This window comes from Pseudomonas sp. FBF18 (genome assembly GCF_024261405.1).
GTDB lineage: Bacteria > Pseudomonadota > Gammaproteobacteria > Pseudomonadales > Pseudomonadaceae > Aquipseudomonas > Aquipseudomonas palmensis.
The window spans coordinates 212,345-235,785 of the sequence record NZ_QKRS01000003.1; the positions used below are offsets into that span (position 1 = coordinate 212,345).

Here is a 23,441-nt window from a genome sequence, read left to right on the forward strand (position 1 = left end):
GGTTCGGTTTTTCAGATGGTCGGGTGGGCGCGCGATCATACCGGAGTTGGTCAAAATGTGAACAACCATTTGCCGGGTTCGTGCCAACCCGGTACCGCTTTTGCACAGAAACAAACGAACCCGCGCTACCGCGCCCGGTCGAACCGTCTAGGCTGAGAAATCCCCATCCGCATTCGTCAACTTGCCCGAGGACGTCGTATGTCTCAGGAACCACTCGCACGTGACGCACAGGTGGCTGCCTTTCGCACCGCTGTACTGGAAAAACTGACCTATGCCGTCGGCAAGGACCCCGAGCACGCCTTCGACCACGACTGGTTCGAGGCCATTGCCCTGGCCGCCCGCGACCACATGGTCGACCACTGGATGGACCACACGCGGCAGATCTACCGCAAGAGCCAGAAGCGCGTCTATTACCTCTCCCTCGAATTTCTCATCGGCCGCCTGCTGTACGACAGCCTGAGCAACCTCGGCCTGCTGGACATCGCCCGTGAAGCAATGACCGGGCTGGACGTGGACCTGGAGCGCATCCGCCTGCTCGAACCCGATGCGGCACTGGGCAACGGCGGCCTCGGGCGCCTGGCGGCGTGCTTCATGGAGAGCATGTCGACCCTGGGCATCGCCGCCCACGGCTACGGTATCCGCTATGAGCACGGGCTGTTTCGCCAGGCCGTGGTCGACGGCTGGCAGCAGGAGCAGACCGAAAACTGGCTGGATTTCGGCAACCCCTGGGAGTTCGAGCGTGCCGAGGTGATCTACCCGATCAGTTTCGGCGGCAGCGTCGAGACCCGGCACGACGAATCCGGCCAGCCGCGCCAGGTGTGGTGGCCGGCCGAAACGGTGCGCGCGGTGGCCTACGACACGCCCGTGGTGGGCTGGCGTGGTGCCAGCGTCAATACCCTGCGCCTGTGGCGCGCACGGGCCCTGGAAGAGCTGCACCTGGAGCGTTTCAATGCCGGCGACCACCTGGGCGCGGTAGCCGAAGTGGCCCGTGCCGAGAGCATCTCGCGGGTACTGTACCCGGCCGACAGCACCGAGGCCGGCCAGGAGCTGCGCCTGCGCCAGGAGTACTTCTTCGTCTCGGCCTCGCTGCAGGACCTGCTGCGCCGCCACCTGAACATGAACCCCACGCTGCTCAACCTGCACGAAAAGGCCGCCATCCAGCTCAACGACACCCACCCCTCGATTGCCGTGGCCGAGCTGATGCGCCTGCTGGTGGACCAGCACGAACTGCCGTGGGACACCGCCTGGCAGCTCACCGTCGACACCCTGGCCTACACCAACCACACCCTGCTGCCCGAGGCGCTGGAGACCTGGTCGGTGGGGCTGATGGAGCGCATGCTGCCGCGCCACATGCAGATCATCTACCTGATCAACGCCTTTCATATCGACGCGCTGCGGGCCAAGGGCATCCATGACTTCGACGTGCTGCGCGCGGTGTCGCTGATCGAGGAGGACAACGGCCGGCGGGTGCGCATGGGCAACCTGGCGTTCCTCGGGTCGCACAGCGTCAACGGCGTGTCGGGGCTGCACACCAAGCTGATGCGCAGCACCGTGTTCGCCGAACTGCACAAGCTCTACCCCGAGCGGATCAACAACAAGACCAACGGCATCACCTTCCGCCGCTGGCTGTACCAGGCCAACCCGCCGCTCACCCGCATGCTGGTGGAGGCGCTGGGGCCCCAGGTGCTGGACGAACCCGAGAAGCACCTGCGGCGCCTCGAACCGTTCGCCGACAAGCCGGCGTTTCGCAAGGCCTTCGCCCAGCAGCGCCTGCACAGCAAGAAGGCCCTGGCCAACCTGATCCAGGAGCGCCTGGGCATCACGGTCGACCCCGAGGCGATGTTCGATGTGCAGGTCAAGCGCATCCACGAATACAAGCGCCAGTTGCTCAACCTGCTGCATACCGTGGCGCTGTACCAGGCGATCCGCGCCGAGCCGGGCACGCACTGGGCGCCGCGGGTGAAGATCTTCGCCGGCAAGGCCGCCGCCAGCTATCACCAGGCCAAGCTGATCATCAAGCTGGCCAACGACATCGCCAGGGTGGTCAACAACGACCCGACCGTGCGCGGGCTGCTCAAGGTGGTGTTCCTGCCCAACTACAACGTGAGCCTGGCCGAGAGCATCATCCCGGCGGCGGACCTGTCCGAGCAGATCTCCACCGCCGGCTACGAGGCCTCGGGCACCAGCAACATGAAGTTCGGCCTCAATGGCGCGCTGACCATCGGCACCCTGGACGGCGCCAACGTCGAGATGTGCGAGCAGGTGGGGGCCGAGCACATGTTCATCTTCGGCCTGACCTCCCAGCAGGTGGAGGCGCGCAAGCGCAGCGGCGATTTCGGTGCCAGCTCCGCCATCGGCGCCTCGTACCGGCTCAACGACGTGCTCCAGGCGATCCGCGGCGGGGTGTTCTCGCCGGACGACCCGGCGCGCTACGTGGGGCTGATCGATTCACTGGTGCCGTATGACCGCTTCCTGGTGTGCGCCGACTTCGATGCCTACTGGGAGGCCCAGCGCCGCGTCGAGGAGCTGTGGCACGACCCCCAGCAGTGGTGGCGCTCGGCCGTGCTCAATACCGCGCGCATGGGCTGGTTCTCGTCGGACCGCACCATTCGCGAATACGCCGGGGAGATCTGGAACGCGCTGGAGTAGGCGCCTGGCATCGGGCCCGGGGGCGTGAACCTTCGGCCCGATGTGTCGTCTGATCGGGCGAGCATGTCCTATTGCTCGCTAGCGCTTCACTCTCCCTGTAAACTGCGTGGGTTTTTTCTACCCCATCCTCCGGAGCCTTACATGTCCCGCGTTACCCTGAGTCGCTATCTGATTGAGCAGACCCGCAGCAACAGCACCCCTGCCGATCTGCGCTTCCTTATCGAAGTGGTGGCGCGTGCGTGCAAGGAAATCAGCCACAACGTGTCCAAGGGCGCCCTGGGCGGCGTGCTGGGCAGCATGGGCACTGAAAACGTGCAGGGCGAAGTCCAGAAGAAACTGGACGTGATTTCCAACGACATCCTGCTCGAAGCCAACGAGTGGGGCGGCCACCTGGCCGGCATGGCGTCCGAAGAGATGGACAATGCCTACCAGATCCCGGGCAAGTACCCGAAGGGTGCCTACCTGCTGGTATTCGACCCGCTGGACGGTTCGTCGAACATCGACGTCAACGTCTCGGTCGGCACCATCTTCTCGGTACTGCGCTGCCCCAACGAGTACCTGAGCCAGAACGAAAGCCTCAACGAACAGGCCTTCCTGCAGCCGGGCACCAAGCAGGTGGCCGCCGGTTACGCGATCTACGGCCCGCAGACCATGCTGATCCTGACCCTGGGCAACGGCGTCAAGGGCTTCACCCTGGACCGCGAGCTGGGCAGTTTCGTGCTGACCCACGAGAACATCCAGGTGCCGGAAACCACCGCCGAGTTCGCCATCAACATGTCCAACCAGCGCCACTGGGAAGCCCCGGTGACCCGCTATGTGGGCGAACTGCTGGCTGGCGAGACCGGCCCGCTGAAAAAGAACTACAACATGCGCTGGATCGCCTCGATGGTTGCCGACGTGCACCGCATCCTGACCCGTGGCGGCCTGTTCATGTACCCGCGCGATGCGCGCGAGCCATCCAAGCCGGGCAAGCTGCGCCTGATGTACGAAGCCAACCCGATGTCGTTCATCATCGAACAGGCCGGCGGTGCTTCCACCGACGGTCGCCAGCGCATCCTCGACATCCAGCCCGAGAGCCTGCACCAGCGTGTGGCGGTGTTCCTGGGTTCGAAGCAGGAAGTCGAGCGCGTCACCGGTTATCACCAGGAGTAAATCATGCTCGCACCTTGGCAGCCGTTGCTGGAGTGGTGGTTCGGCTGGGGCACCAGCCCCCAGGCCGTGGCTGACGAGAAGAGTACGCTGTGGTTCGGCAAGCACCACGACGACGAGGCGCGCGAGCGCTTCGGCGAGCTGGCCGCGCAGGCGCTGGCCGGCGAGCTGGACGAATGGCTGGCAAGCCCCCAGGGCTGGCTGGGCCTGGTGCTGCTGCTGGACCAGCTGCCCCGCATGATCCACCGCGACACGCAGCACGCCTTCGATGGCGACCGGCGTGCGCAGGTGCTGGTGATGCAGGGCCTGGACAAGGCCTGGGACTACCAGCTGCTGCCGATCCAGCGGGTGTTCATCCTGCTGGTGCTGGAGCATGCCGAGGTGCTGGATTGGCAGAACATCAGCATCGAGCGCTATCAGTTGCTGCTGGATGCGCAGCCGGACAGTGACCGGCGCCTGTTCGAAGGTTTCCTGGACTATGCCGAGCAGCACCAGCGGGTGATTGCGCGGTTCGGCCGCTTCCCGCACCGCAACCTGGTGCTGGGGCGCCCGAGCACCGATGAAGAGATGGACTTTCTGCTGGAGCCGGGCTCGCGGTTCTGAGCTGAACCCAATCGCGGGTCAAGCCCGCTCCCACTAGGACTATCGCTGTCCTTGTGGGAGCGGGCTTGACCCGCGATTGTTTCACCCTAGATCCTGAAGCTGCCCACCAGCTGCTTCAACCTGTCCACCTGGCTCTGCAGGTCATTGCAGGCCCGCAGCGTCGCCTGCAAATTCTCCACCCCTTCCTGATTCAGCGTATTGATCTCGGTGATGTCGACATTGATCGATTCCACCACGGCCGTCTGCTCTTCGGTGGCGGTGGCCACCGACTGGTTCATCCCGTCGATTTCGCCAATGCGCACGGTCACGCTGCCCAGGCGCTCGCCGGCCTGGTTGGCAATGCCCACGCTGTGCTCGCTCTGGCGCTGACTCTCGGTCATGGTGCCCACTGCCACCTGTGCGCCGGCCTGCAACTGCTCGATGATCTTCTGCACCTGTTGCGCCGAGTCCTGGGTACGGTGGGCCAGGTTGCGCACCTCGTCGGCCACCACCGCAAACCCGCGACCGGCCTCGCCGGCACGTGCCGCCTCGATGGCCGCGTTCAGTGCCAGCAGGTTGGTCTGCTGGGAAATGCCGCTGATCACCTCGAGAATCTGGCCGATGTTCACCGTATTGGCGTTGAGCGTCTCGATATGGGTGCTGGCGTCGCTGATCTTGCTCGACAGCTGGTTCATCACCGCAATGGTCTGGTCGACCACCTGCTGGCCGTCCTCGGCCAGGTTGCGTGCTTCGCTGGAGTGCTGTGAGGCAAGGGCGGCGTTGTGGGCGATCTCATGGGCGGCGGCGCCCAGCTGGTTGATCGCCGCCGCCACGCTGCTGGTGCGGCCCGACTGCTGGTCGGCATTGTGGATCGACGCGTTCGAGGCGCTGACCACGCGCAGGGCCACTTCATTGACCCGACCGGTGGCCGAGGACACTTCGCTGATCGAGTTGTGGATACGTTCCACGAAGCGGTTGAACGAGGAGCCCAGCGCGCCGAACTCGTCATGGGCATGAATGCGCAGGCGCCGGGTCAGGTCGCCTTCGCCTTCGGCGATATCGTGCATGGCGCGGCCCATCACATGCAGCGGCTCCATCAGGACGCGGATCAGCACGCCGAGCAAGGCGATGATGATCAGCACGGCGATGGCCGTGGCCACGATGGCCGAGGTCCGAAACTCGCCGAGCATGGCAAAGGCGTAGTCCTGGTCGACCACCATCGCCACGTACCAGTCGGCCGAAGGCACGCCGTTGACGCGGGTGAAGCTGATGAACTGCCGGCGCCCGTCCTGCTCGACTTCCTTGAGGCCGCTACCCGGCTGCGGCGTGCCCTGCGGGTAGGCATCGGCCAGGCGCTTGAGGGTCAGCGAGCTGTCCGGGTGGATCAGGATCTTGCCCTCGGCATTGACGATGAACGCCAGGCCGTGGCCGTCGAAGTTCAGCGAGTTGATGATGCTGCTGATGGTGTCCAGGTCGGTGTCGGCACCGCTGACACCGATCAGGCGGCCAGCCTGCTGCACCGGGGTGGCAATGGTGATCACCAGCTTGCCCGAGGAGGCCGAGACGTAGGGTTCGGTAACGATGCTGCGCCCGGCCTCGCTGGCGCCCTTGTACCAGCCGCGTACCCGCGGGTCGTAGTCGGCGGCGCGGTTGCCCGTGGGCACCGATTGCATGCTGCCGTCCTGGCCGCCGAAGTAGGTCAGGGTGAAGTTGCTGGCATACACCGGCAACGCCATCAGCCGGTCCAGGCTCGGCTTGCCGGGGCCATCCACGGCCACCTGCTGGGCAAACGAATGCTGCAGCTGGATGCGGCTCTGCAGCCAGGTCTGGATGTTGCTGGTGGTAAGGCTGCCGAGCTCCTGCATCGTGGCCTCGGTGTTGCTGCGCAGCGACTGGCGCTGGCGGTAATCGTTGAACAGGATGAAACAGGTAAACGCCACCGCGACCACAAGGGCGGCGGCCAGCAGGATCTTGTGGCTGAACTTCAGGTTTTTGGTCATTGCGAGGTCTGTCTGCACAAGGCGGTCAACGGGGAGGGCGCGGCGAAACGTCGCAGCGCCCTCCTGTGTCGTCCGCGCCGGGCAAAAAATGAGGCGGATGTGCGACTAGTCGACAAATGGCAACGATAACCGTGCAGGTAAATGGGGTTGCCGGGAACCGGATAGGGGTTTTTGCTTCTAAGCTCGAGTCAGGCCCCGTGCTTGCACCCTCATGTTCAGGAGTGACCCCATGTCGTTGCGTTCCCTCGCCCTGTTGTCGTTGTGCGTGTTGCTGGCCGCATGCAGCAAGATCAACCAGGAAAACTATTCCAAGCTCCAGGCCGGCATGCCCAAGGCCGAGGTCGAGCGACTGCTGGGCAGCCCCACCGAGTGTTCCGGCGCGCTGGGCATGACCAGTTGTACCTGGGGCGACCAGAAAGCCTTCATCAGCGTGCAGTACGCCGCCGACAAGGTGCTGATGTACTCGGGGCAGGGTCTCAAATGAAACGCCTGCCCCTGCTGTTGAGCCTGTGCGCCGGCCTGCTGCTGACCGGTTGTGCGCATTCGCGCGACGACGGGCCGTTGCCGCCCAAGACCGTCGACAGCGTCGACCTCAAGCGTTACCAGGGCAAGTGGTTCGAACTGGCGCGGCTGCCGATGTTCTTCCAGCGCAATTGCGCGCAGAGCGAAGCGCATTACAACCTCAAGCCGGACGGCACGGTGGGCGTGCTCAACCGCTGCATCACGCTCGAGGGCGAGTGGGAGGAGGCCAGTGGTACGGCGACGCCACAGGTGCAGGGCAAGACCGACAAGCTGTGGGTGGAGTTCGACAACTGGTTCTCGCGGTTGCTGCCGGGGGTGACGAAGGGCGATTACTGGGTGCTGTACGTGGACAAGGACTACCAGACGGCACTGGTGGGCAACCCGGACCGCAAGTACCTGTGGATACTGTCGCGCACGCCGACGATTCCGGCGCTGGAGCGCGAGAGCCTGCTGGCGCGGGCGCGTCAGCAGGGGTATGACACCACGCGGCTGATCTGGCGGGTTTCGGACAGGGACATCGCGCACAGTCAGTGAGGGCCTCTTCGCGGGCCAAGCCCGCTCCCACAGGATCAGCATAAACCCTGTGGGAGCGGGCTTGACCCGCGATAATCACGGCGTGGTTCTGGCTCAGCCCAGCAAGTTGCGCAGCACCCCGGCAAACGCCCGCGCACTCTGTTCTTCACCTGCATGCCGACCCTGCTTGACCACCCAATTGCCATTGACCATCACATCGCGCACCTGCCGGTCGCCGCCGGCAAACAGCCAGCGATTGAGAACACCGTCCCCGCTCGCCGTAGCGATGTACGGATCGGCCCCATCCAGCACGATCCAGTCGGCCCGCCTGCCCACCGCCAGTTCGCCAACCGGCTGCCCCAGCGCCTGCGCACCACCGGCCAGGGCCGCATCGAACAGGGTGCGCCCCACCATCGGCTGATCGGCCCCATGCAACCGGTTGCGCCGCTGGTCGCGCAGGCGTTGGCCATATTCGAGCCAGCGCAATTCCTCCACCACGCTCAGCGACACATGGCTGTCCGAGCCGATGCCCATGCGCCCGCCCTGGGCCAGGTAGTCGACGGCAGGGAAGATGCCGTCGCCCAGGTTGGCCTCGGTGGTCAGGCACAGGCCGGCCACCGCCTTGCTGCGCGCCATGGCGCTGACTTCGCCGGGCTCGGCGTGGGTGGCGTGCACCAGGCACCAGCGCTGGTCGACATCGACGTTTTCATACAGCCACTGCAACGGCCGGCGGCCACTCCAGGCCAGGCAGTCGTCGACTTCCTTCTGCTGTTCGGCAATGTGGATATGCACCGGGCAGGCCTTGTCACCGGCAGCCATGACCTGGGCGATCTGCTGCGGGGTGACCGCGCGCAGGGAGTGAAAGCACAGCCCCAGGCGCTGCGCTGGTTGCTGGGCGAGCAGCGGCGCCAGTTGCGTGTGCAGGTGCAGGTACTGCTCGGTGCCGTTGATGAAGCGACGTTGCCCGTCATTGGGCGCCTGCCCGCCGAAACCCGAGTGGCTGTACAGCACCGGCAGCAAGGTCAGGCCGATGCCGGTGTCGGCGGCGGCCTGGCTGATGCGCAGCGACAGTTCGGCCGGGTCGGCATAGGCCTTGCCCTGGGCGTCATGGTGCACGTAATGGAATTCGGCCACCGAGGTGTAGCCGGCCTTGAGCATCTCGATGTACAGCTGGCGCGCGATGATGCCCAGGTGCTCGGGGCTGATCCGGCCCACCAGCCGGTACATCAGCTCGCGCCAGGTCCAGAAGCTGTCGTTGGGGTTGCCGGCCACTTCCGCCAGGCCGGCCATGGCGCGCTGGAAGGCGTGCGAGTGCAGGTTCGGCATGCCCGGCAGCAACGGCCCGGCCAGGCGCTCGGCGCCATCGGCCGAGGCGCCTGGCTGTACGCTATTCAACAGGCCGTCGGGGCCTGCCTCGATTCGCACGTTTTCTGCCCAGCCTGTAGGCAACAAAGCACGTTCGGCAAAGAACACGGACATCGGTACGCCACCCTTTTCTGGTTATTTGTATATACATATACAGACGTTTGCCTGCCCGGTAAACTGCGGCACTCTACCGGTCATACTCATCACCAAGGATTTTTGCCGTGTCGACACCTCCTGTCTCCGCGTTGGTTGCCCACATGGGCGAGGGCCCGGCGCCGCTGTATGCGCGGGTCAAGCAGATGATCGCCCAGCAGATCCAGAACGGCAGCTGGCCGCCGCATCACCGCGTACCGTCCGAGAGCGAACTGGTCACCGAGCTGGGCTTCAGCCGCATGACCATCAACCGCGCCTTGCGCGAGCTGACCGCCGAAGGCCTGCTGGTGCGCATGCAGGGCGTCGGCACCTTCGTCGCCGAGCCCAAGAGCCGCTCGGCGCTGTTCGAGGTCAACAACATCGCCGACGAGATCGCCGCGCGCGGCCACCAGCACAGCTGCAAGGTGATCACCCTGACCGAAGAGGCGGCAGGCTCTGAGCGGGCGCTGGCGCTGGACATGCGCGAAGGGCAGCGGGTGTTCCATTCGCTGATCGTGCACTACGAAAACGGCATCCCGGTGCAGATCGAGGACCGCTTCGTCAACGCCCAGGTCGCCCCGGACTACCTCAAGCAGGACTTCACCCGCCAGACCCCCTACGCCTACCTGTCCCAGGTGGCGCCGCTGACCGAAGGCGAGCACGTGGTCGAGGCGATCCTGGCCGAACCCGAGGAATGCCGCCTGCTGCAGATCGAGCCGGGCGAGCCGTGCCTGCTGATCCGCCGGCGCACCTGGTCGGGTCGCCAGCCGGTCACGGCGGCGCGCCTGATTCACCCCGGTTCCCGTCACCGCCTGGAAGGACGCTTCAGCAAATGAGTTCGTTGACCCTGTTACGTGCCGCCGACTACCCGCGCATGCCGTGGAAGAACGGCGGCGGCAGTACCGAAGAGATCACCCGCGATGGCGGGGCCGGCCTGGAGGGCTTTGGCTGGCGCCTGTCGATTGCCGACATCGCCGAGTCGGGCGGGTTCTCCAGCTTTGCCGGGTATCAGCGCGTGATCAGCGTGCTGCAGGGCGATGGCATGCGCCTGATGGTGGATGGCCAGGCCAGCCGCGAGCTGCTGGCATTCGATGCCTTCGCCTTCAGCGGCGAAAGTGCAGTGAGCTGCAACCTGCTGGGCGGGCCGATTCGCGACTTCAACCTGATCTATGCGCCGCAGCGGTTTGCCGCGCGGTTGCAGTGGCTGTTGGGTGACAGCCGGGTGTACAGCTCGGCCCAGACGCTGCTGGTGTTCGCGGCGCACGAGCGGGTGCGGGTCAAGGTCGCAGGGCATGCCGAGCAGTCGCTGGGTCGCTATGACTGCCTGCGGCTGGACGGCAATCACGGGTTGCTGGAATTCGAGGTCAGTGGGCAGATCTGCCTGATCGAGCTGACCGAACGTTAAGGGCTTCGCCAGCAAGGCTGGCTCCTGCAGGTTCCATTCTTTTTTTGCGTGTGGGAGCCGGCCTTGCCGGCGAAGCGGACGACACTGTTTTTTGGTTGCCTGTACTTGTACATACAAGTAAATATATGTTTGTATTGCATCCATGGCAGTGCCATCCCGAATTCGCCTTTCGCTCGAGGAGCCCTTACGTGACGAACAAGCACAATAAATTCCGTGACGTCGAAATTCGCGCCCCGCGCGGCACCCAGCTCACCGCCAAGAGCTGGCTGACCGAAGCGCCGCTGCGCATGCTGATGAACAACCTCGACCCGCAAGTTGCCGAGAACCCCAAGGAGCTGGTGGTGTACGGCGGCATCGGCCGCGCCGCGCGCAACTGGGAGTGCTACGACAAGATCGTCGAGAGCCTCACCCACCTGAATGACGACGAGACCCTGCTGGTGCAATCCGGCAAGCCGGTCGGCGTGTTCAAGACCCACAGCAACGCCCCGCGCGTACTGATCGCCAACTCCAACCTGGTGCCGCACTGGGCCAACTGGGAACATTTCAACGAACTCGATGCCAAGGGCCTGGCCATGTACGGCCAGATGACCGCCGGCAGCTGGATCTACATCGGCAGCCAGGGCATCGTGCAGGGCACCTACGAAACCTTCGTCGAAGCCGGCCGCCAGCACTACAACGGCAGCCTCAAGGGCAAGTGGGTGCTCACCGCGGGCCTGGGCGGCATGGGCGGCGCGCAGCCACTGGCCGCGACCCTGGCCGGCGCCTGCTCGCTGAACATCGAATGCCAGCAGAGCCGCATCGACTTCCGCCTGAGCAGCCGCTACGTGGATGAACAGGCCACCGACCTGGACGACGCCCTGGCGCGCATCGCCAGATACACGGGCGAAGGCAAGGCCATCTCCATCGCCCTGCTGGGCAATGCCGCCGAAATCCTGCCCGAGCTGGTCAAGCGCGGCGTGCGCCCCGACATGGTCACCGACCAGACCAGCGCCCACGACCCGCTCAATGGCTACCTGCCGGCCGGCTGGACCTGGGAGCAGTACCGCGACCGCGCGCAGACCGAACCGGCGGCGGTGGTCAAGGCTGCCAGGCAGTCGATGGCCGTGCACGTGCAGGCCATGCTCGACTTCCAGAAGCAGGGCATCCCGACCTTCGACTACGGCAACAACATTCGTCAGATGGCCAAGGAAGAGGGCGTGACCAACGCCTTCGACTTCCCCGGCTTCGTACCTGCCTATATCCGCCCGCTGTTCTGCCGCGGCGTGGGCCCGTTCCGCTGGGCCGCGCTGTCGGGCGACGCCCAGGACATCTACAAGACCGACGCCAAGGTCAAGGAGCTGATCCCCGACGACGCGCACCTGCACAACTGGCTGGACATGGCCCGCGAGCGCATCAGCTTCCAGGGCCTGCCGGCACGTATCTGCTGGGTCGGCCTGGGCCTGCGCGCCAAGCTGGGCCTGGCGTTCAACGAAATGGTGCGCAGCGGCGAGCTGTCGGCACCGATCGTGATCGGCCGCGACCACCTGGACTCCGGCTCCGTCTCCAGCCCCAACCGTGAAACCGAAGCCATGCAGGACGGCTCCGACGCCGTGTCCGACTGGCCTCTGCTCAATGCCCTGCTCAACACCGCCAGCGGCGCGACCTGGGTCTCGCTGCACCACGGCGGCGGGGTGGGCATGGGCTTCTCGCAGCACTCGGGCATGGTCATCGTGTGCGACGGCACCGACGAAGCCGCCGAGCGTATTGCCCGCGTCCTGCACAACGACCCGGCCACCGGCGTGATGCGCCATGCCGATGCCGGTTATCAGATCGCCATCGACTGTGCGAAAGAGCAGGGCCTGAACCTGCCGATGATCACGCGCTGAGCGGCGCCCTGGTCGATACTGAATTCATGACGGGCGTGAACGCCTTTCGAGACGGAGCAATAACGTGACCCAACTGACCCTGAAGCCTGGCACCCTGACCTTGGCTCAGCTGCGTGCGATCTACCAGCAACCGCTGACCCTGCAACTGGACGCCAGCGCCGACCAGCAGATCGTAGACAGCGTGGCCTGCGTCGAGCAGATCCTTGCCGAGGACCGCACCGCCTACGGCATCAACACCGGTTTCGGCCTGCTGGCCTCGACCCGCATCGCCAGCCACGACCTGGAGAACCTGCAGCGCTCGCTGGTGCTGTCCCACGCCGCCGGCGTCGGCGCGCCGCTGGACGACGCCCTGGTGCGCCTGATCATGGTGCTCAAGGTCAACAGCCTGAGCCGTGGTTTTTCCGGCATCCGGCGCAAGGTGATCGACGCGCTGATCGCCCTGATCAACGCCGAGGTCTACCCGCACATTCCACTCAAGGGCTCGGTGGGCGCCTCCGGCGACCTCGCACCGCTGGCGCACATGTCGCTGGTGCTGCTGGGCGAAGGCAAGGCCCGCCACAAGGGCCAATGGCTGCCGGCCACAGAAGCGCTGGCGGTGGCCGGCCTCGAGCCGCTGACCCTGGCCGCCAAGGAGGGCCTGGCCCTGCTCAACGGCACCCAGGCGTCCACTGCCTATGCGCTGCGCGGGCTGTTCGAAGGCGAAGACCTGTTCGCTGCCGCCGTCGCCTGCGGCAGCCTCACCGTCGAAGCGGTGCTGGGCTCGCGCTCGCCCTTCGATGACCGCATTCATCAGGCCCGCGGCCAGCGTGGCCAGATCGACTCGGCCGCCTGCTACCGCGACCTGCTGGGCGACGGCAGCGAAGTGTCGGCCTCGCACCAGAACTGCGGCAAGGTGCAGGACCCGTACTCCCTGCGTTGCCAGCCACAGGTGATGGGCGCCTGTCTGACCCAGTTGCGCCAGGCCGCCGAGGTACTGGTGGTGGAGGCCAACGCGGTGTCCGACAACCCGCTGGTATTCGCCAAGGAGGGTGACGTGATCTCCGGTGGCAACTTCCACGCCGAGCCGGTGGCCATGGCCGCCGACAACATGGCCCTGGCCATCGCCGAAATCGGTTCGCTGAGCGAGCGGCGCATCTCGCTGATGATGGACAAGCACATGTCGCAGTTGCCGCCGTTCCTGGTGGCCAATGGCGGGGTCAACTCCGGCTTCATGATCGCCCAGGTCACCGCCGCCGCGCTGGCCAGCGAGAACAAGGCGCTGGCGCACCCGCACAGCGTCGACAGCATTCCCACCTCGGCCAACCAGGAAGACCACGTGTCGATGGCCCCGGCCGCCGGCAAGCGCCTGTGGGAAATGGCCGAGAACACCCGCGGCGTGCTGGCCGTGGAATGGCTGGCCGCCTGCCAGGGCCTGGACCTGCGCACCGGCCTCAAGACCTCGCCCAAGCTGGAGCAGGCGCGCCAGGCCCTGCGCGGCCAGGTCGCGCACTACGACAAGGACCGTTTCTTCGCCCCCGACATCGAGGCGGCCATCGCCCTGCTGGCCGCGGGCACGCTGACCGGCCTGCTGCCGGCCAAGGTGCTGCCCAGCCTCTGACGCCACCGGCTGGCCGTGCAGGCCAGCCGTCTGCCGCGCGAACCCTGGCGGGTTCGCGCTGCTTTTCGCCTACAAAAAAAACAGGAACGCGAAATGCAATCTCAAGCACAAGGTCTCAAGCGCGGGCTTACGGCCCGGCACATTCGATTCATGGCACTGGGCTCGGCCATCGGCACCGGGCTGTTCTACGGTTCGGCCGCGGCCATCCAGATGGCCGGCCCGGCGGTGTTGCTGGCCTACCTGATCGGCGGCGCGGCGGTGTTCATGGTGATGCGTGCACTGGGTGAAATGGCCGTGCACAACCCGGTGTCCGGCTCGTTCGGCAAATACGCCAGCACCTACCTGGGGCCCATGGCCGGCTTCGTGCTGGGCTGGACCTACGCCTTTGAAATGATCATCGTGTGCCTGGCCGACGTCACGGCCTTCGGCATCTACATGGGCTTCTGGTTTCCCGAGGTGGCGCGCTGGGTGTGGGTGCTGGGCATCGTGTTCCTGATCGGCGGGCTCAACCTGTGCAACGTCAAGGTGTTCGGCGAGATGGAGTTCTGGCTGTCGCTGCTCAAGGTCGGCGCGATCGTGGCGATGATCCTGGCCGGTTTCGGCATCATGGCCTTCGGCCTGGCCAATGCCGAGGCGGGCAACACGGTGGGCATCGGCAACCTGTTCGATCACGGCGGTTTCATGCCCAACGGTGTCGGCGGCCTGATCGCCTCGTTCGCGGTGGTGATGTTCGCCTTCGGCGGCATCGAGATCATCGGTATCACCGCCGGTGAAGCCAAGGACCCGCAGCGCGTGATCCCCAAGGCGATCAACGCCGTGCCGCTGCGCATCCTGCTGTTCTATGTGCTCACCCTGTTCGTGCTGATGTGCCTGTACCCCTGGCCGCAGATCGGCAGCCAGGGCAGCCCGTTCGTGCAGATCTTCAGCAACCTGGGGATCGGTTCGGCGGCCACGGTGCTCAACATCGTGGTGATCTCGGCGGCGGTGTCGGCCATCAACAGCGATATCTTCGGTGCCGGGCGCATGATGTACGGCCTGGCCGAGCAGGGCCACGCGCCCAAGGGCTTCTCGAAGATCTCGCGCCACGGCGTGCCGTGGATGACCGTGCTGGTGATGGGCGCTGCGCTGCTCGGTGGCGTGGTGCTCAACTACCTGATTCCGGAAAACGTGTTCCTGCTGATCGCCTCCATTGCCACCTTTGCTACGGTATGGGTGTGGCTGATGATCCTGGTGACCCAGGTGGCCATGCGCCGCAGCATGAGCCGCGAAGAGATCGCGCAACTGAAGTTCCCGGTACCGTTCTGGCCGTATGGGCCGGCCGCAGCCATTGCCTTCATGCTGTTCGTGTTCGGCGTGCTGGGCTACTTCCCCGACACCCAGGCGGCGTTGATCGTCGGCGTGGTGTGGGTGGTGTTCCTGGTGGCCGCCTACTGGCTGTGGTGCAAGCCGCGTGGCACGGTAACGCAGCCGGTGTCGACGCCTCAATAGTTACGGAGACTGTGCATGAAAACCCTCTGGCAGCACTGCCATGTGGCAAGCATGGCGCACGGCGCCTACTCGATCATCGAGGACGCGGCCATTGTCACCTGCGCCGGGCGCATCGAATGGATCGGCCCGCGCCAGGCGCTGGCAGACCCTGTGCCTGACAGCACGGTCGACCTGGGCGGCGCCTGGGTCACCCCCGGGCTGATCGACTGCCACACCCACGCGGTGTTCGGCGGCAACCGCAGCGGCGAGTTCGAACAGCGCCTGCAGGGCGTGAGCTACGCCGAGATCGCCGCCCAGGGGGGTGGCATCGCCAGCACCGTGCGCGCCACCCGCGCCGCCAGCGAAGACGAGCTGTATGCCAGCGCCCTGCGCCGGGTGCAGGCCCTGATGCGTGATGGTGTGACCACCCTGGAGATCAAGTCCGGCTACGGCCTGGACCTGGACAACGAGCGCAAGATGCTCAAGGTGGCGCGCCGGCTCGGCGAAACGCTGCCGCTGACCGTGCGCAGCACCTGCCTGGCGGCGCATGCCTTGCCGCCCGAGTACGCCGAGCGCGCCGACGACTACATCACTCACATCTGCGAGCAGATGCTTCCGGCGCTGGCTGGCGAAGGGCTGGTGGACGCGGTGGATGCGTTCTGCGAATACCTGGCGTTTTCGCCGGCGCAGGTCGAGCGGGTGTTTCTCAAGGCCCGCGAGCTGGGCCTGCCGGTCAAGCTGCATGCCGAGCAGCTGTCGTCGCTGCACGGTTCGAGCCTGGCGGCGCGCTACCAGGCACTGTCGGCCGATCACCTGGAGTTCATGGACGAGGCCGATGCCATCGCCATGGCCCAGGCCGGTACGGTGGCGGTGCTGCTGCCGGGGGCTTTCTACTTCTTGCGCGAAACCCAGCTGCCGCCGATGGACGCGCTGCGCAGGCACGGCGTGAAGATCGCGATTGCCAGCGACCTCAACCCCGGCACCTCGCCGGCCTTGTCGCTGCGCCTGATGCTGAACATGGCCTGCACCCTGTTTCGCATGACCCCCGAAGAAGCCCTGGCCGGTGTCACCGTGCATGCCGCCACGGCGTTGGGGCTGGGCGACAGCCATGGCTCGCTGGAGGTCGGCAAGGTGGCCGACTTCGTGGCCTGGGACATCGAACGGCCGGCAGACCTGGCCTACTGGCTGGGCGGCGACCTGCACAAGCGGGTGGTGCGCCACGGCGTTGAACTGACCGATAAAGGGGAGGCTGCATGGACAAGGTCGTGAGTTTTCACCAGGGTACGCTGCCGCTGCTGGTCAGCATTCCCCATGCCGGGCTCAGGCTGACCCCGGCGGTCGAGGCCGGGCTGGTGGACGAGGCCAGGGGCCTGCCGGACACCGACTGGCACATTCCCCGCCTGTACGCCTTTGCCCGTGAGCTGGGCGCCAGCGTGGTGGTGGGCGAGTATTCGCGCTTCGTCATCGACCTGAACCGGCCCGAGGATGACCAGCCGCTGTATGCCGGCGCCACCACCGGGCTGTTTCCGGCCACGCTGTTCGAAGGGCAGCCGCTGTTCAAGGCGGGGCTGGAGCCGAGTGCGGCCGAACGGGCGGGCTACCTGGAGGCCATCTGGCGGCCGTATCACGACACCCTCACCGGCGAGCTGGCGCGCCTGCGCGAGCAGTTCGGCTACGCGTTGCTGTGGGATGCACACTCGATCCGCTCGGTGATCCCTCACCTGTTCGACGGCACGTTGCCGGACTTCAACATCGGCACCTTCAATGGCGCGAGCTGCGACGCGGCGCTTGCCGAGCGGGTCAGGGCGGTGGCGGCCGGCGCGCAGGGCTACAGCCATGTGCTCAACGGGCGCTTCAAGGGCGGGCACATCACCCGTCACTATGGCGCCCCGGCCAACAACGTGCATGCGGTGCAGATGGAACTGGCGCAGTGCAACTACATGGAGGAGGTGGCGCCGTTCACCTACCGCGACGATCTGGCGCAGCCGACCCAGCGGGTGCTGGAGCAGATGCTGGTGGCGATGCTGGGGTGGGGGCGCGAGCGTTACCCGGCATAGGACCGCGGCGCTGCCTTCGCCGGCAAGGCCGGCTCCTGCAGACGGTTGCGAACCGGTAGGAGCCGGCCTTGCCGGCGAAGGGGCCCGAAAGCCGAACACAGGTACATGCTCAAAGCGCATTTCGGGTTTATGATGCCCAACGGCAGCCTATTTCCCCACACGGAGTGCGTAATGCAGACCTTGTACCCGCAGATCAAACCCTACGCCCGGCACGATCTGGCCGTGGAAGCACCGCATGTACTGTACGTCGATGAAAGCGGTTCCCCGGAAGGTCTGCCCGTGCTGTTCATTCATGGCGGCCCGGGCGCCGGCTGCGATGCGCAAAGCCGCTGCTATTTCGACCCCAACCTGTACCGCATCGTCACCTTCGACCAGCGCGGCTGCGGTCGCTCCACCCCGCACGCGAGCCTGGAGAACAACACCACCCAGGCCCTGATCGAAGACATCGAGCGTATCCGCGAGCACCTGAACATCGAAAAATGGGTGCTGTTCGGCGGTTCCTGGGGCTCGACCCTGGCCCTGGCCTACGCCCAGACTCACCCCGAGCGCGTGCAGGGGCTGATCCTGCGCGGCATCTTCCTGTGCCGCCCGCAGGAAATCGAATGGTTCTACCAGGCGGGTGCCAGCCGACTGTTCCCCGACTACTGGCAGGATTACATCGCGCCGATCCCCGCCGACGAGCGCGACGACCTGGTCAAGGCCTTCCACAAGCGCCTTACCGGCAACGACCAGATCGCCCAGATGCATGCGGCCAAGGCCTGGTCCACCTGGGAGGGCCGCACCGCGACGCTGCGTCCCAACCCGCTGGTGGTCGACCGCTTCTCCGAGCCGCAACGCGCCCTGTCGATTGCCCGCATCGAATGCCACTACTTCATGAACAACGCGTTCCTGGAGCCCGACCAGCTGATCCGCGACATGCCGCGTATCGCCCACCTGCCGGCGGTGATCGTGCACGGTCGCTATGACGTGATCTGCCCGCTGGACAACGCCTGGGCGCTGCACCAGGCCTGGCCCAACAGCGAGCTGAAAGTGATTCGCGACGCCGGTCACGCCGCCTCCGAGCCCGGCATCACCGATGCGCTAGTGCGCGCCGCCGACCAGATGGCCCGGCGCCTGCTCGACCTGCCGCTGGAAGAAGCGTGAAGGGCCTGCTGCAACGCGCGCGTGGCGCGCGGGTAGAGGTCGACGGCGAGATCGTCGGGTCCATCGACCAGGGCCTGCTGGTGCTGGTCGCCGTCGAGCCCGGCGACACCCCGGCCCACGCCGACAAGCTGCTGCACAAGCTGCTCAACTACCGGGTGTTCAGCGACCCCCAGGGCAAGATGAACCTGTCGCTCAAGGACATCGACGGCGGCCTGCTGCTGGTATCGCAGTTCACCCTGGCTGCCGACACCCAGAGCGGCCTGCGCCCGAGCTTTTCCACCGCCGCGCCACCGGCACTCGGTGCCGAACTGTTCGATTACCTGCTGGCCCAGGCGAGGCTCAAGTACCCCACGGTGGCGAGCGGGCGTTTCGGTGCGGACATGCAGGTTCACCTGGTCAATGATGGCCCTGTGACATTTATGCTACAAGTATGAAGGTGAAAAGGCCGCTGCTTGCATGAAAACAGCGGCTTTTCAGCATAAATAGTTGCTTGGCCCTGATGCGTTGTAACGCGGCCTGCTGGATAATCGCGCGAAATGTGGGCCTGCGTTCGCAGGCCCGTTTTACTCTGACTTGAGCATCGTCCGGAACCGTTTGGGGAATCATTGTGCCCTTTCGGAGTCCGAACAGTGCTCGCCAACCCGGCATACGTCGCTGGCCGTTGGTTCTTTGATCTGTTTTCGGCGAGGGTTGCTCGTGATTGTAAGTCCCTGTAATGCACCAAGAACTTCCGCCAATCGGCTGCGCAAGGCCTTCGTGGCAGCCTCTGCACTGGTCTGCCTGCTCAGCGCGGGCCAGCTCTGGGCGTTCAACCTCGACGACGTGGCAGCCAAGGCCAAAGACCTGGCCGGGCAGAAGTACGAAGCACCCAAGAGCAACCTGCCGGCCGTGTTCCGTGACATGAAGTATGGCGACTACCAGAAGATCCGCTTCCTGCAGGACAAGGCCGAGTGGGCCCAGGACAAGACCCCGTTCAAGCTGTCGTTCTACCACCAGGGCATGCACTTCGACACGCCGGTGCGCATCAACGAAGTCACCGCCAACAAGGTGCAGGAGATCAAGTACGACCCGAGCCGCTTCGACTTCGGCGACGTGCAGTTCGACCCCAAGGCCACCGACAAGCTCGGCTACGCCGGCTTTCGCGTGCTGTACCCGATCAACAAGGCCGACAAGCAGGATGAAATCATGACCCTGCTTGGCGCCAGCTATTTCCGCGTGGTCGGCAAGGGCCATGTGTATGGCCTGTCGGCCCGTGGCCTGGCCATCGACACCGCGCTGCCGTCGGGCGAGGAGTTCCCGCGCTTCACCGAGTTCTGGGTCGAGAAGCCCAAGCCGACCGACAAGCACCTGGTGATCTACGCGCTGCTCGATTCGCCGCGCTCCACCGGCGCCTACAAGCTGACCCTGCGCCCGGGCACCGACACCATCGTCGACGTCAAGTCCAGGGTGTACCTGCGTGACCACGTCAGCCGCCTGGGCATCGCCCCGCTGACCAGCATGTTCCTGTTCGGCGGCAACCAGCCGTCCAAGGTGCCCAACTACCGCCCTGCGCTGCACGACTCCGAAGGCCTGTCGATCCATGCGGCCAACGGCGAATGGCTGTGGCGCCCGCTCAACAACCCCAAGCACCTGGCCGTGAGCAACTTCAGCGTCGAGAACCCGCGTGGGTTCGGCCTGCTGCAGCGCCAGCGCGAGTTCAGCCAGTTCGAAGACCTCGACGACAACTACCAGAAGCGCCCGAGCGCCTGGATCGAGCCGAGCGGCGACTGGGGCAAGGGCACCGTCGACCTGGTCGAGATCCCGACCGCCGACGAGACCAACGACAACATCGTGGCCTTCTGGAGCCCGGAAAAACTGCCTGAGCCCGGTGTGGCATCCGAGTTCAACTACCGCCTGCACTGGACCATCGACGAGTCCGAGTTCCACTCGCCGAACCTGGGCTGGGTCAAGCAGACCCTGCGCTCCACCGGTGACGTCAAGCAGTCCAACCTGATCCGCCAGCCCGATGGCAGCATCGCCTTCCTGGTCGACTTCGAGGGCCCGGTGCTGGCCGCCCTGCCGGAAGATGCGAACGTGCGCAGCCAGGTGACCACCGACGACAACGCCGAAGTGGTCGAGAACAACCTGCGCTACAACCCCGAGATCAAGGGCTGGCGCCTGACCCTGCGCCTGAAGGTCAAAGACCCGAGCAAGGCCACCGAAATGCGCGCCGCGCTGCTGCGCGACGTGCCGGTCGAACAGCCCAAGCCGGCCAAGCCTGCCAAGCAGGACAAGGCCGCTGCCAAGCACGCCAAGCAGGAAAAACCTGCCCAGCCGCCAGCCGCCGATGCGGCGACCACCACCGGGACACCGGCCACCACCGAACAGGTGTTGACCGAGACCTGGAGCTATCAGTTGCCTGCCGATGAGTAACTCTTCACAAAGGCCGGAATCGCTTGGCGAGTACCTGGCCCATCTGCCCCTGAGCGACGAGCAGCGCGCCGAACTGGCCAGCTGCAATTCGTTCAGCGAGCTGCACCGACGCCTGTCGGCGCAGCCGCCGGTGGGTGAAAACGGTTCGGTACAGGGTTCGGTGGGCAGCCGCCTGACCCTGGACAGCGCCGCGGAACTGGAAGAGGCCGAGATGCTCGCCCTCGACGCCAGTGGCCGGGTGTGCCTGAAGGCCACCCCGCCGATCCACCGCACCCGGGTGATCCCCGAGCCATGGCGCACCAACATCCTGGTGCGCGCCTGGCGCCGGGTCACCGGACGTACCAACGCGCCGGCGCCTGAACAGCGCGAGCTGCCCAAGGCGCGCTGGCGCTGGGTGGGTTCGATGCGCCGCTACATCCTGCTGGCGTTGATGCTCGGCCAGACCGTGGTCGCCGGCTGGTACATGAAGGGCATCCTGCCGTACCAGGGCTGGTCGTTCGTCGACCTCGACGAAATCATGCACCAGTCGTTCATGCAGACCGTCACCCAGGTGTGGCCATATGCGCTGCAGACCAGCATCCTGATCCTGTTCGGCATTCTGTTCTGCTGGGTGTCGGCCGGTTTCTGGACCGCGCTGATGGGCTTTCTGGAACTGCTCACCGGGCGTGACAAGTACCGGATTTCGGGCAGCAGCGCCGGCAACGAACCGATCGAGGCCGGGGCGCGCACCGCACTGGTGATGCCGATCTGCAACGAAGACGTGGCCCGGGTGTTCGCCGGCCTGCGTGCGACCTTCGAGTCGGTGGCGGCCACGGGCAACCTGGACCGCTTCGACTTCTTCGTGCTCAGCGACACCAACGACACCGACATCGCCGTGGCCGAACAGCAGGCCTGGCTGGACGTATGCCGCGAGGCCAAGGGCTTCGGGCGCATCTTCTACCGTCGCCGTCGTCGCCGGGTCAAACGCAAGAGCGGCAACCTCGACGACTTCTGCCGTCGCTGGGGCGCGGACTACCGCTACATGGTGGTACTCGACGCCGACAGCGTGATGAGCGGCGAATGCCTCACCAGCCTGGTGCGGCTGATGGAAGCCAACCCCGACGCCGGGATCATCCAGACCGCGCCCAAGGCGTCGGGCATGGATACCCTGTATGCGCGCATGCAGCAGTTCGCCACCCGGGTGTACGGCCCGCTGTTCACCGCCGGCCTGCACTTCTGGCAGCTGGGCGAGTCGCACTACTGGGGCCACAACGCGATCATCCGCATGAAACCCTTCATCGAGCACTGCGCCCTGGCGCCGTTGCCGGGCAAGGGCGCCTTCGCCGGTGCGATCCTGTCCCACGACTTCGTCGAAGCCGCACTGATGCGCCGTGCCGGCTGGGGCGTGTGGATCGCCTATGACCTGCCGGGCAGCTATGAAGAGTTGCCGCCCAACCTGCTCGACGAGCTCAAGCGCGATCGGCGCTGGTGCCACGGCAACCTGATGAACTTCCGCCTGTTCCTGGTCAAGGGCATGCACCCGGTGCACCGTGCGGTGTTCCTCACCGGGGTGATGTCGTACCTGTCGGCGCCGCTGTGGTTCTTCTTCCTGGTGCTGTCGACCGCGCTGCTGGCGACCAACACCCTGATGGAGCCGCAGTACTTCCTCGAGCCGCGTCAGCTCTACCCGCTGTGGCCGCAGTGGCACCCGGAAAAAGCCATCGCGCTGTTCTCCACCACCATCGTGCTGCTGTTCCTGCCCAAGCTGCTGAGCATCATCCTGATCTGGGCCAAGGGCGCCAAGGAGTTCGGCGGGCGCATCAAGGTCACCCTGTCGATGCTGCTGGAGATGCTGTTCTCCATGCTGCTGGCGCCGGTACGCATGATCTTCCACACCCGCTTCGTGCTGGCCGCGTTCCTGGGCTGGGCCGCGACCTGGAACTCGCCACAGCGTGACGACGACTCCACCCCGTGGAGCGAAGCGGTGCGCCGGCATGGCCCGCAGACCCTGCTGGGCGTGGCCTGGGCGCTGCTGGTGGCGTGGCTGAACCCGAGCTTCCTGTGGTGGCTGGTGCCGATCGTGGGCTCGCTGATGCTGTCGATCCCGGTGTCGGTGATTTCCAGCCGCACCAACCTGGGCCTGCGCGCCAAGGACGAGAAGCTGTTCCTGATCCCTGAGGAATACGCCACGCCGCAGGAGCTGCTGGCCACCGACCAGTACACCCACGAAAACCGCTGGCATGCGCTGAAGGACGGGTTTGTGCGGGCCGTGGTCGACCCGCAACAGAACGCCCTGGCTTGCGCCCTGGCGACCGCGCGCCATGGCGTGGCGGAGGTGGTCGAGCGCAACCGCGCCGAGCGCATCGCCAAGGCCCTGGAAGTCGGCCCGGCCGCGCTGGATGGCGCCACGCGCCTGGCGCTGCTCAGCGACCCGGTCGCCCTGGCACGGCTGCACAGCCGCGTGTGGGCCGAAGACAACCGCGCCTGGCTGGATGTGTGGCGTGAGTCGATTGCCAACGACCCGCACTCGCCGCTGTTGCCGCTGCACCCGCAGCACGAGGGGCAGGCCGCACTCGCCGGGACCTGATCTGCGGGCCCCTTCGC

The 23,441-nt window shown here is 65.8% G+C and carries 18 protein-coding genes; 16 read left to right on the forward strand and 2 right to left on the reverse strand.

The genetic code is table 11. The annotated features are described in order from the left end of the window. The first annotated feature begins 198 nt into the window (after positions 1-198). From DN387_RS06950 to DN387_RS06960, 3 genes are all read left to right on the forward strand, one after another. On the forward strand, positions 199-2,649 hold the full coding sequence (locus DN387_RS06950; protein WP_054915782.1) for a glycogen/starch/alpha-glucan phosphorylase: 2,451 nt from the start codon (positions 199-201) through the stop codon (positions 2,647-2,649). 141 nt (positions 2,650-2,790) lie between these two features. After that, positions 2,791-3,801 (forward strand): class 1 fructose-bisphosphatase, encoded by a 1,011-nt coding sequence (locus DN387_RS06955; RefSeq protein ID WP_043862187.1) that lies wholly within the window; start codon positions 2,791-2,793, stop codon positions 3,799-3,801. A 3-nt stretch (positions 3,802-3,804) separates the two neighbouring features. Next, on the forward strand, positions 3,805-4,401 hold the full coding sequence (locus DN387_RS06960; protein WP_043862186.1) for a DUF924 family protein: 597 nt from the start codon (positions 3,805-3,807) through the stop codon (positions 4,399-4,401). Positions 4,402-4,487: 86 nt separating this feature from the next. Here the strand turns inward: DN387_RS06960 and DN387_RS06965 are convergent, their stop codons facing one another. Next, the gene (locus DN387_RS06965) at positions 4,488-6,380 is read right to left on the reverse strand and encodes a methyl-accepting chemotaxis protein (protein ID WP_043862185.1); all 1,893 of its coding nucleotides are present in this window, start codon (positions 6,378-6,380) and stop codon (positions 4,488-4,490) included. 229 nt (positions 6,381-6,609) lie between these two features. Between DN387_RS06965 and bamE the strand changes: the two genes are divergently transcribed. Together bamE and DN387_RS06975 are read left to right on the forward strand one after the other, a co-directional pair. Next, positions 6,610-6,864, forward strand: a complete 255-nt coding sequence (gene bamE, locus DN387_RS06970; protein ID WP_043862184.1) for an outer membrane protein assembly factor BamE — start codon at positions 6,610-6,612, stop codon at positions 6,862-6,864. Further along, positions 6,861-7,436, forward strand: coding sequence for a lipocalin family protein (locus tag DN387_RS06975; protein WP_043862183.1), 576 nt, complete (start codon positions 6,861-6,863; stop codon positions 7,434-7,436). The genes bamE and DN387_RS06975 overlap by 4 nt, the downstream gene beginning before the upstream one ends. A 93-nt stretch (positions 7,437-7,529) precedes the next feature. Here DN387_RS06975 and DN387_RS06980 read toward each other — a convergent pair whose 3' ends face one another. Continuing rightward, positions 7,530-8,894: a formimidoylglutamate deiminase gene (locus tag DN387_RS06980; RefSeq protein ID WP_054915781.1), complete on the reverse strand. Its 1,365-nt coding sequence runs from the start codon at positions 8,892-8,894 to the stop codon at positions 7,530-7,532. Between the two features lie 143 nt (positions 8,895-9,037). On the opposite strand from DN387_RS06980, the gene hutC reads away from it, so the two are divergent. From hutC to mdoH, 11 genes are all read left to right on the forward strand, one after another. Continuing rightward, positions 9,038-9,748, forward strand: a complete 711-nt coding sequence (hutC, locus tag DN387_RS06985; protein WP_162484873.1) for a histidine utilization repressor — start codon at positions 9,038-9,040, stop codon at positions 9,746-9,748. After that, positions 9,745-10,317 (forward strand): HutD family protein, encoded by a 573-nt coding sequence (locus DN387_RS06990; protein WP_054915780.1) that lies wholly within the window; start codon positions 9,745-9,747, stop codon positions 10,315-10,317. The genes hutC and DN387_RS06990 overlap by 4 nt, the downstream gene beginning before the upstream one ends. A 188-nt stretch (positions 10,318-10,505) precedes the next feature. Beyond that, positions 10,506-12,182, forward strand: coding sequence for a urocanate hydratase (gene hutU / locus DN387_RS06995; RefSeq protein ID WP_043862179.1), 1,677 nt, complete (start codon positions 10,506-10,508; stop codon positions 12,180-12,182). Positions 12,183-12,246: 64 nt separating this feature from the next. After that, positions 12,247-13,779: a histidine ammonia-lyase gene (gene hutH / locus DN387_RS07000; protein WP_054915779.1), complete on the forward strand. Its 1,533-nt coding sequence runs from the start codon at positions 12,247-12,249 to the stop codon at positions 13,777-13,779. A gap of 93 nt (positions 13,780-13,872) precedes the next feature. Then, on the forward strand, positions 13,873-15,267 hold the full coding sequence (locus DN387_RS07005; RefSeq protein ID WP_054915778.1) for an amino acid permease: 1,395 nt from the start codon (positions 13,873-13,875) through the stop codon (positions 15,265-15,267). A 15-nt stretch (positions 15,268-15,282) separates the two neighbouring features. After that, positions 15,283-16,515 carry an imidazolonepropionase gene (gene hutI / locus DN387_RS07010; RefSeq protein WP_054915777.1) on the forward strand — a complete coding sequence of 411 codons (1,233 nt, stop codon included), beginning with the start codon at positions 15,283-15,285 and terminating at the stop codon, positions 16,513-16,515. Then, entirely contained in the window at positions 16,500-17,303 is an 804-nt protein-coding gene (gene hutG / locus DN387_RS07015; RefSeq protein WP_054915776.1) for an N-formylglutamate deformylase, read from the forward strand. The genes hutI and hutG overlap by 16 nt, the downstream gene beginning before the upstream one ends. Positions 17,304-17,474: 171 nt before the next feature. After that, positions 17,475-18,446, forward strand: coding sequence for a prolyl aminopeptidase (gene pip, locus DN387_RS07020; RefSeq protein WP_043862174.1), 972 nt, complete (start codon positions 17,475-17,477; stop codon positions 18,444-18,446). Further along, complete coding sequence (dtd, locus tag DN387_RS07025; RefSeq protein WP_054915775.1) at positions 18,443-18,880, forward strand: D-aminoacyl-tRNA deacylase; 438 nt, start codon at positions 18,443-18,445, stop codon at positions 18,878-18,880. The genes pip and dtd overlap by 4 nt, the downstream gene beginning before the upstream one ends. A gap of 262 nt (positions 18,881-19,142) precedes the next feature. Further along, the gene (locus DN387_RS07030) at positions 19,143-20,858 is read left to right on the forward strand and encodes a glucan biosynthesis protein G (protein ID WP_078479895.1); all 1,716 of its coding nucleotides are present in this window, start codon (positions 19,143-19,145) and stop codon (positions 20,856-20,858) included. Continuing rightward, a complete protein-coding gene (gene mdoH / locus DN387_RS07035; RefSeq protein WP_054915773.1) occupies positions 20,851-23,424 on the forward strand; it encodes a glucans biosynthesis glucosyltransferase MdoH in 2,574 nt (857 codons plus the stop codon). The genes DN387_RS07030 and mdoH overlap by 8 nt, the downstream gene beginning before the upstream one ends. Positions 23,425-23,441 lie beyond the last annotated feature (17 nt).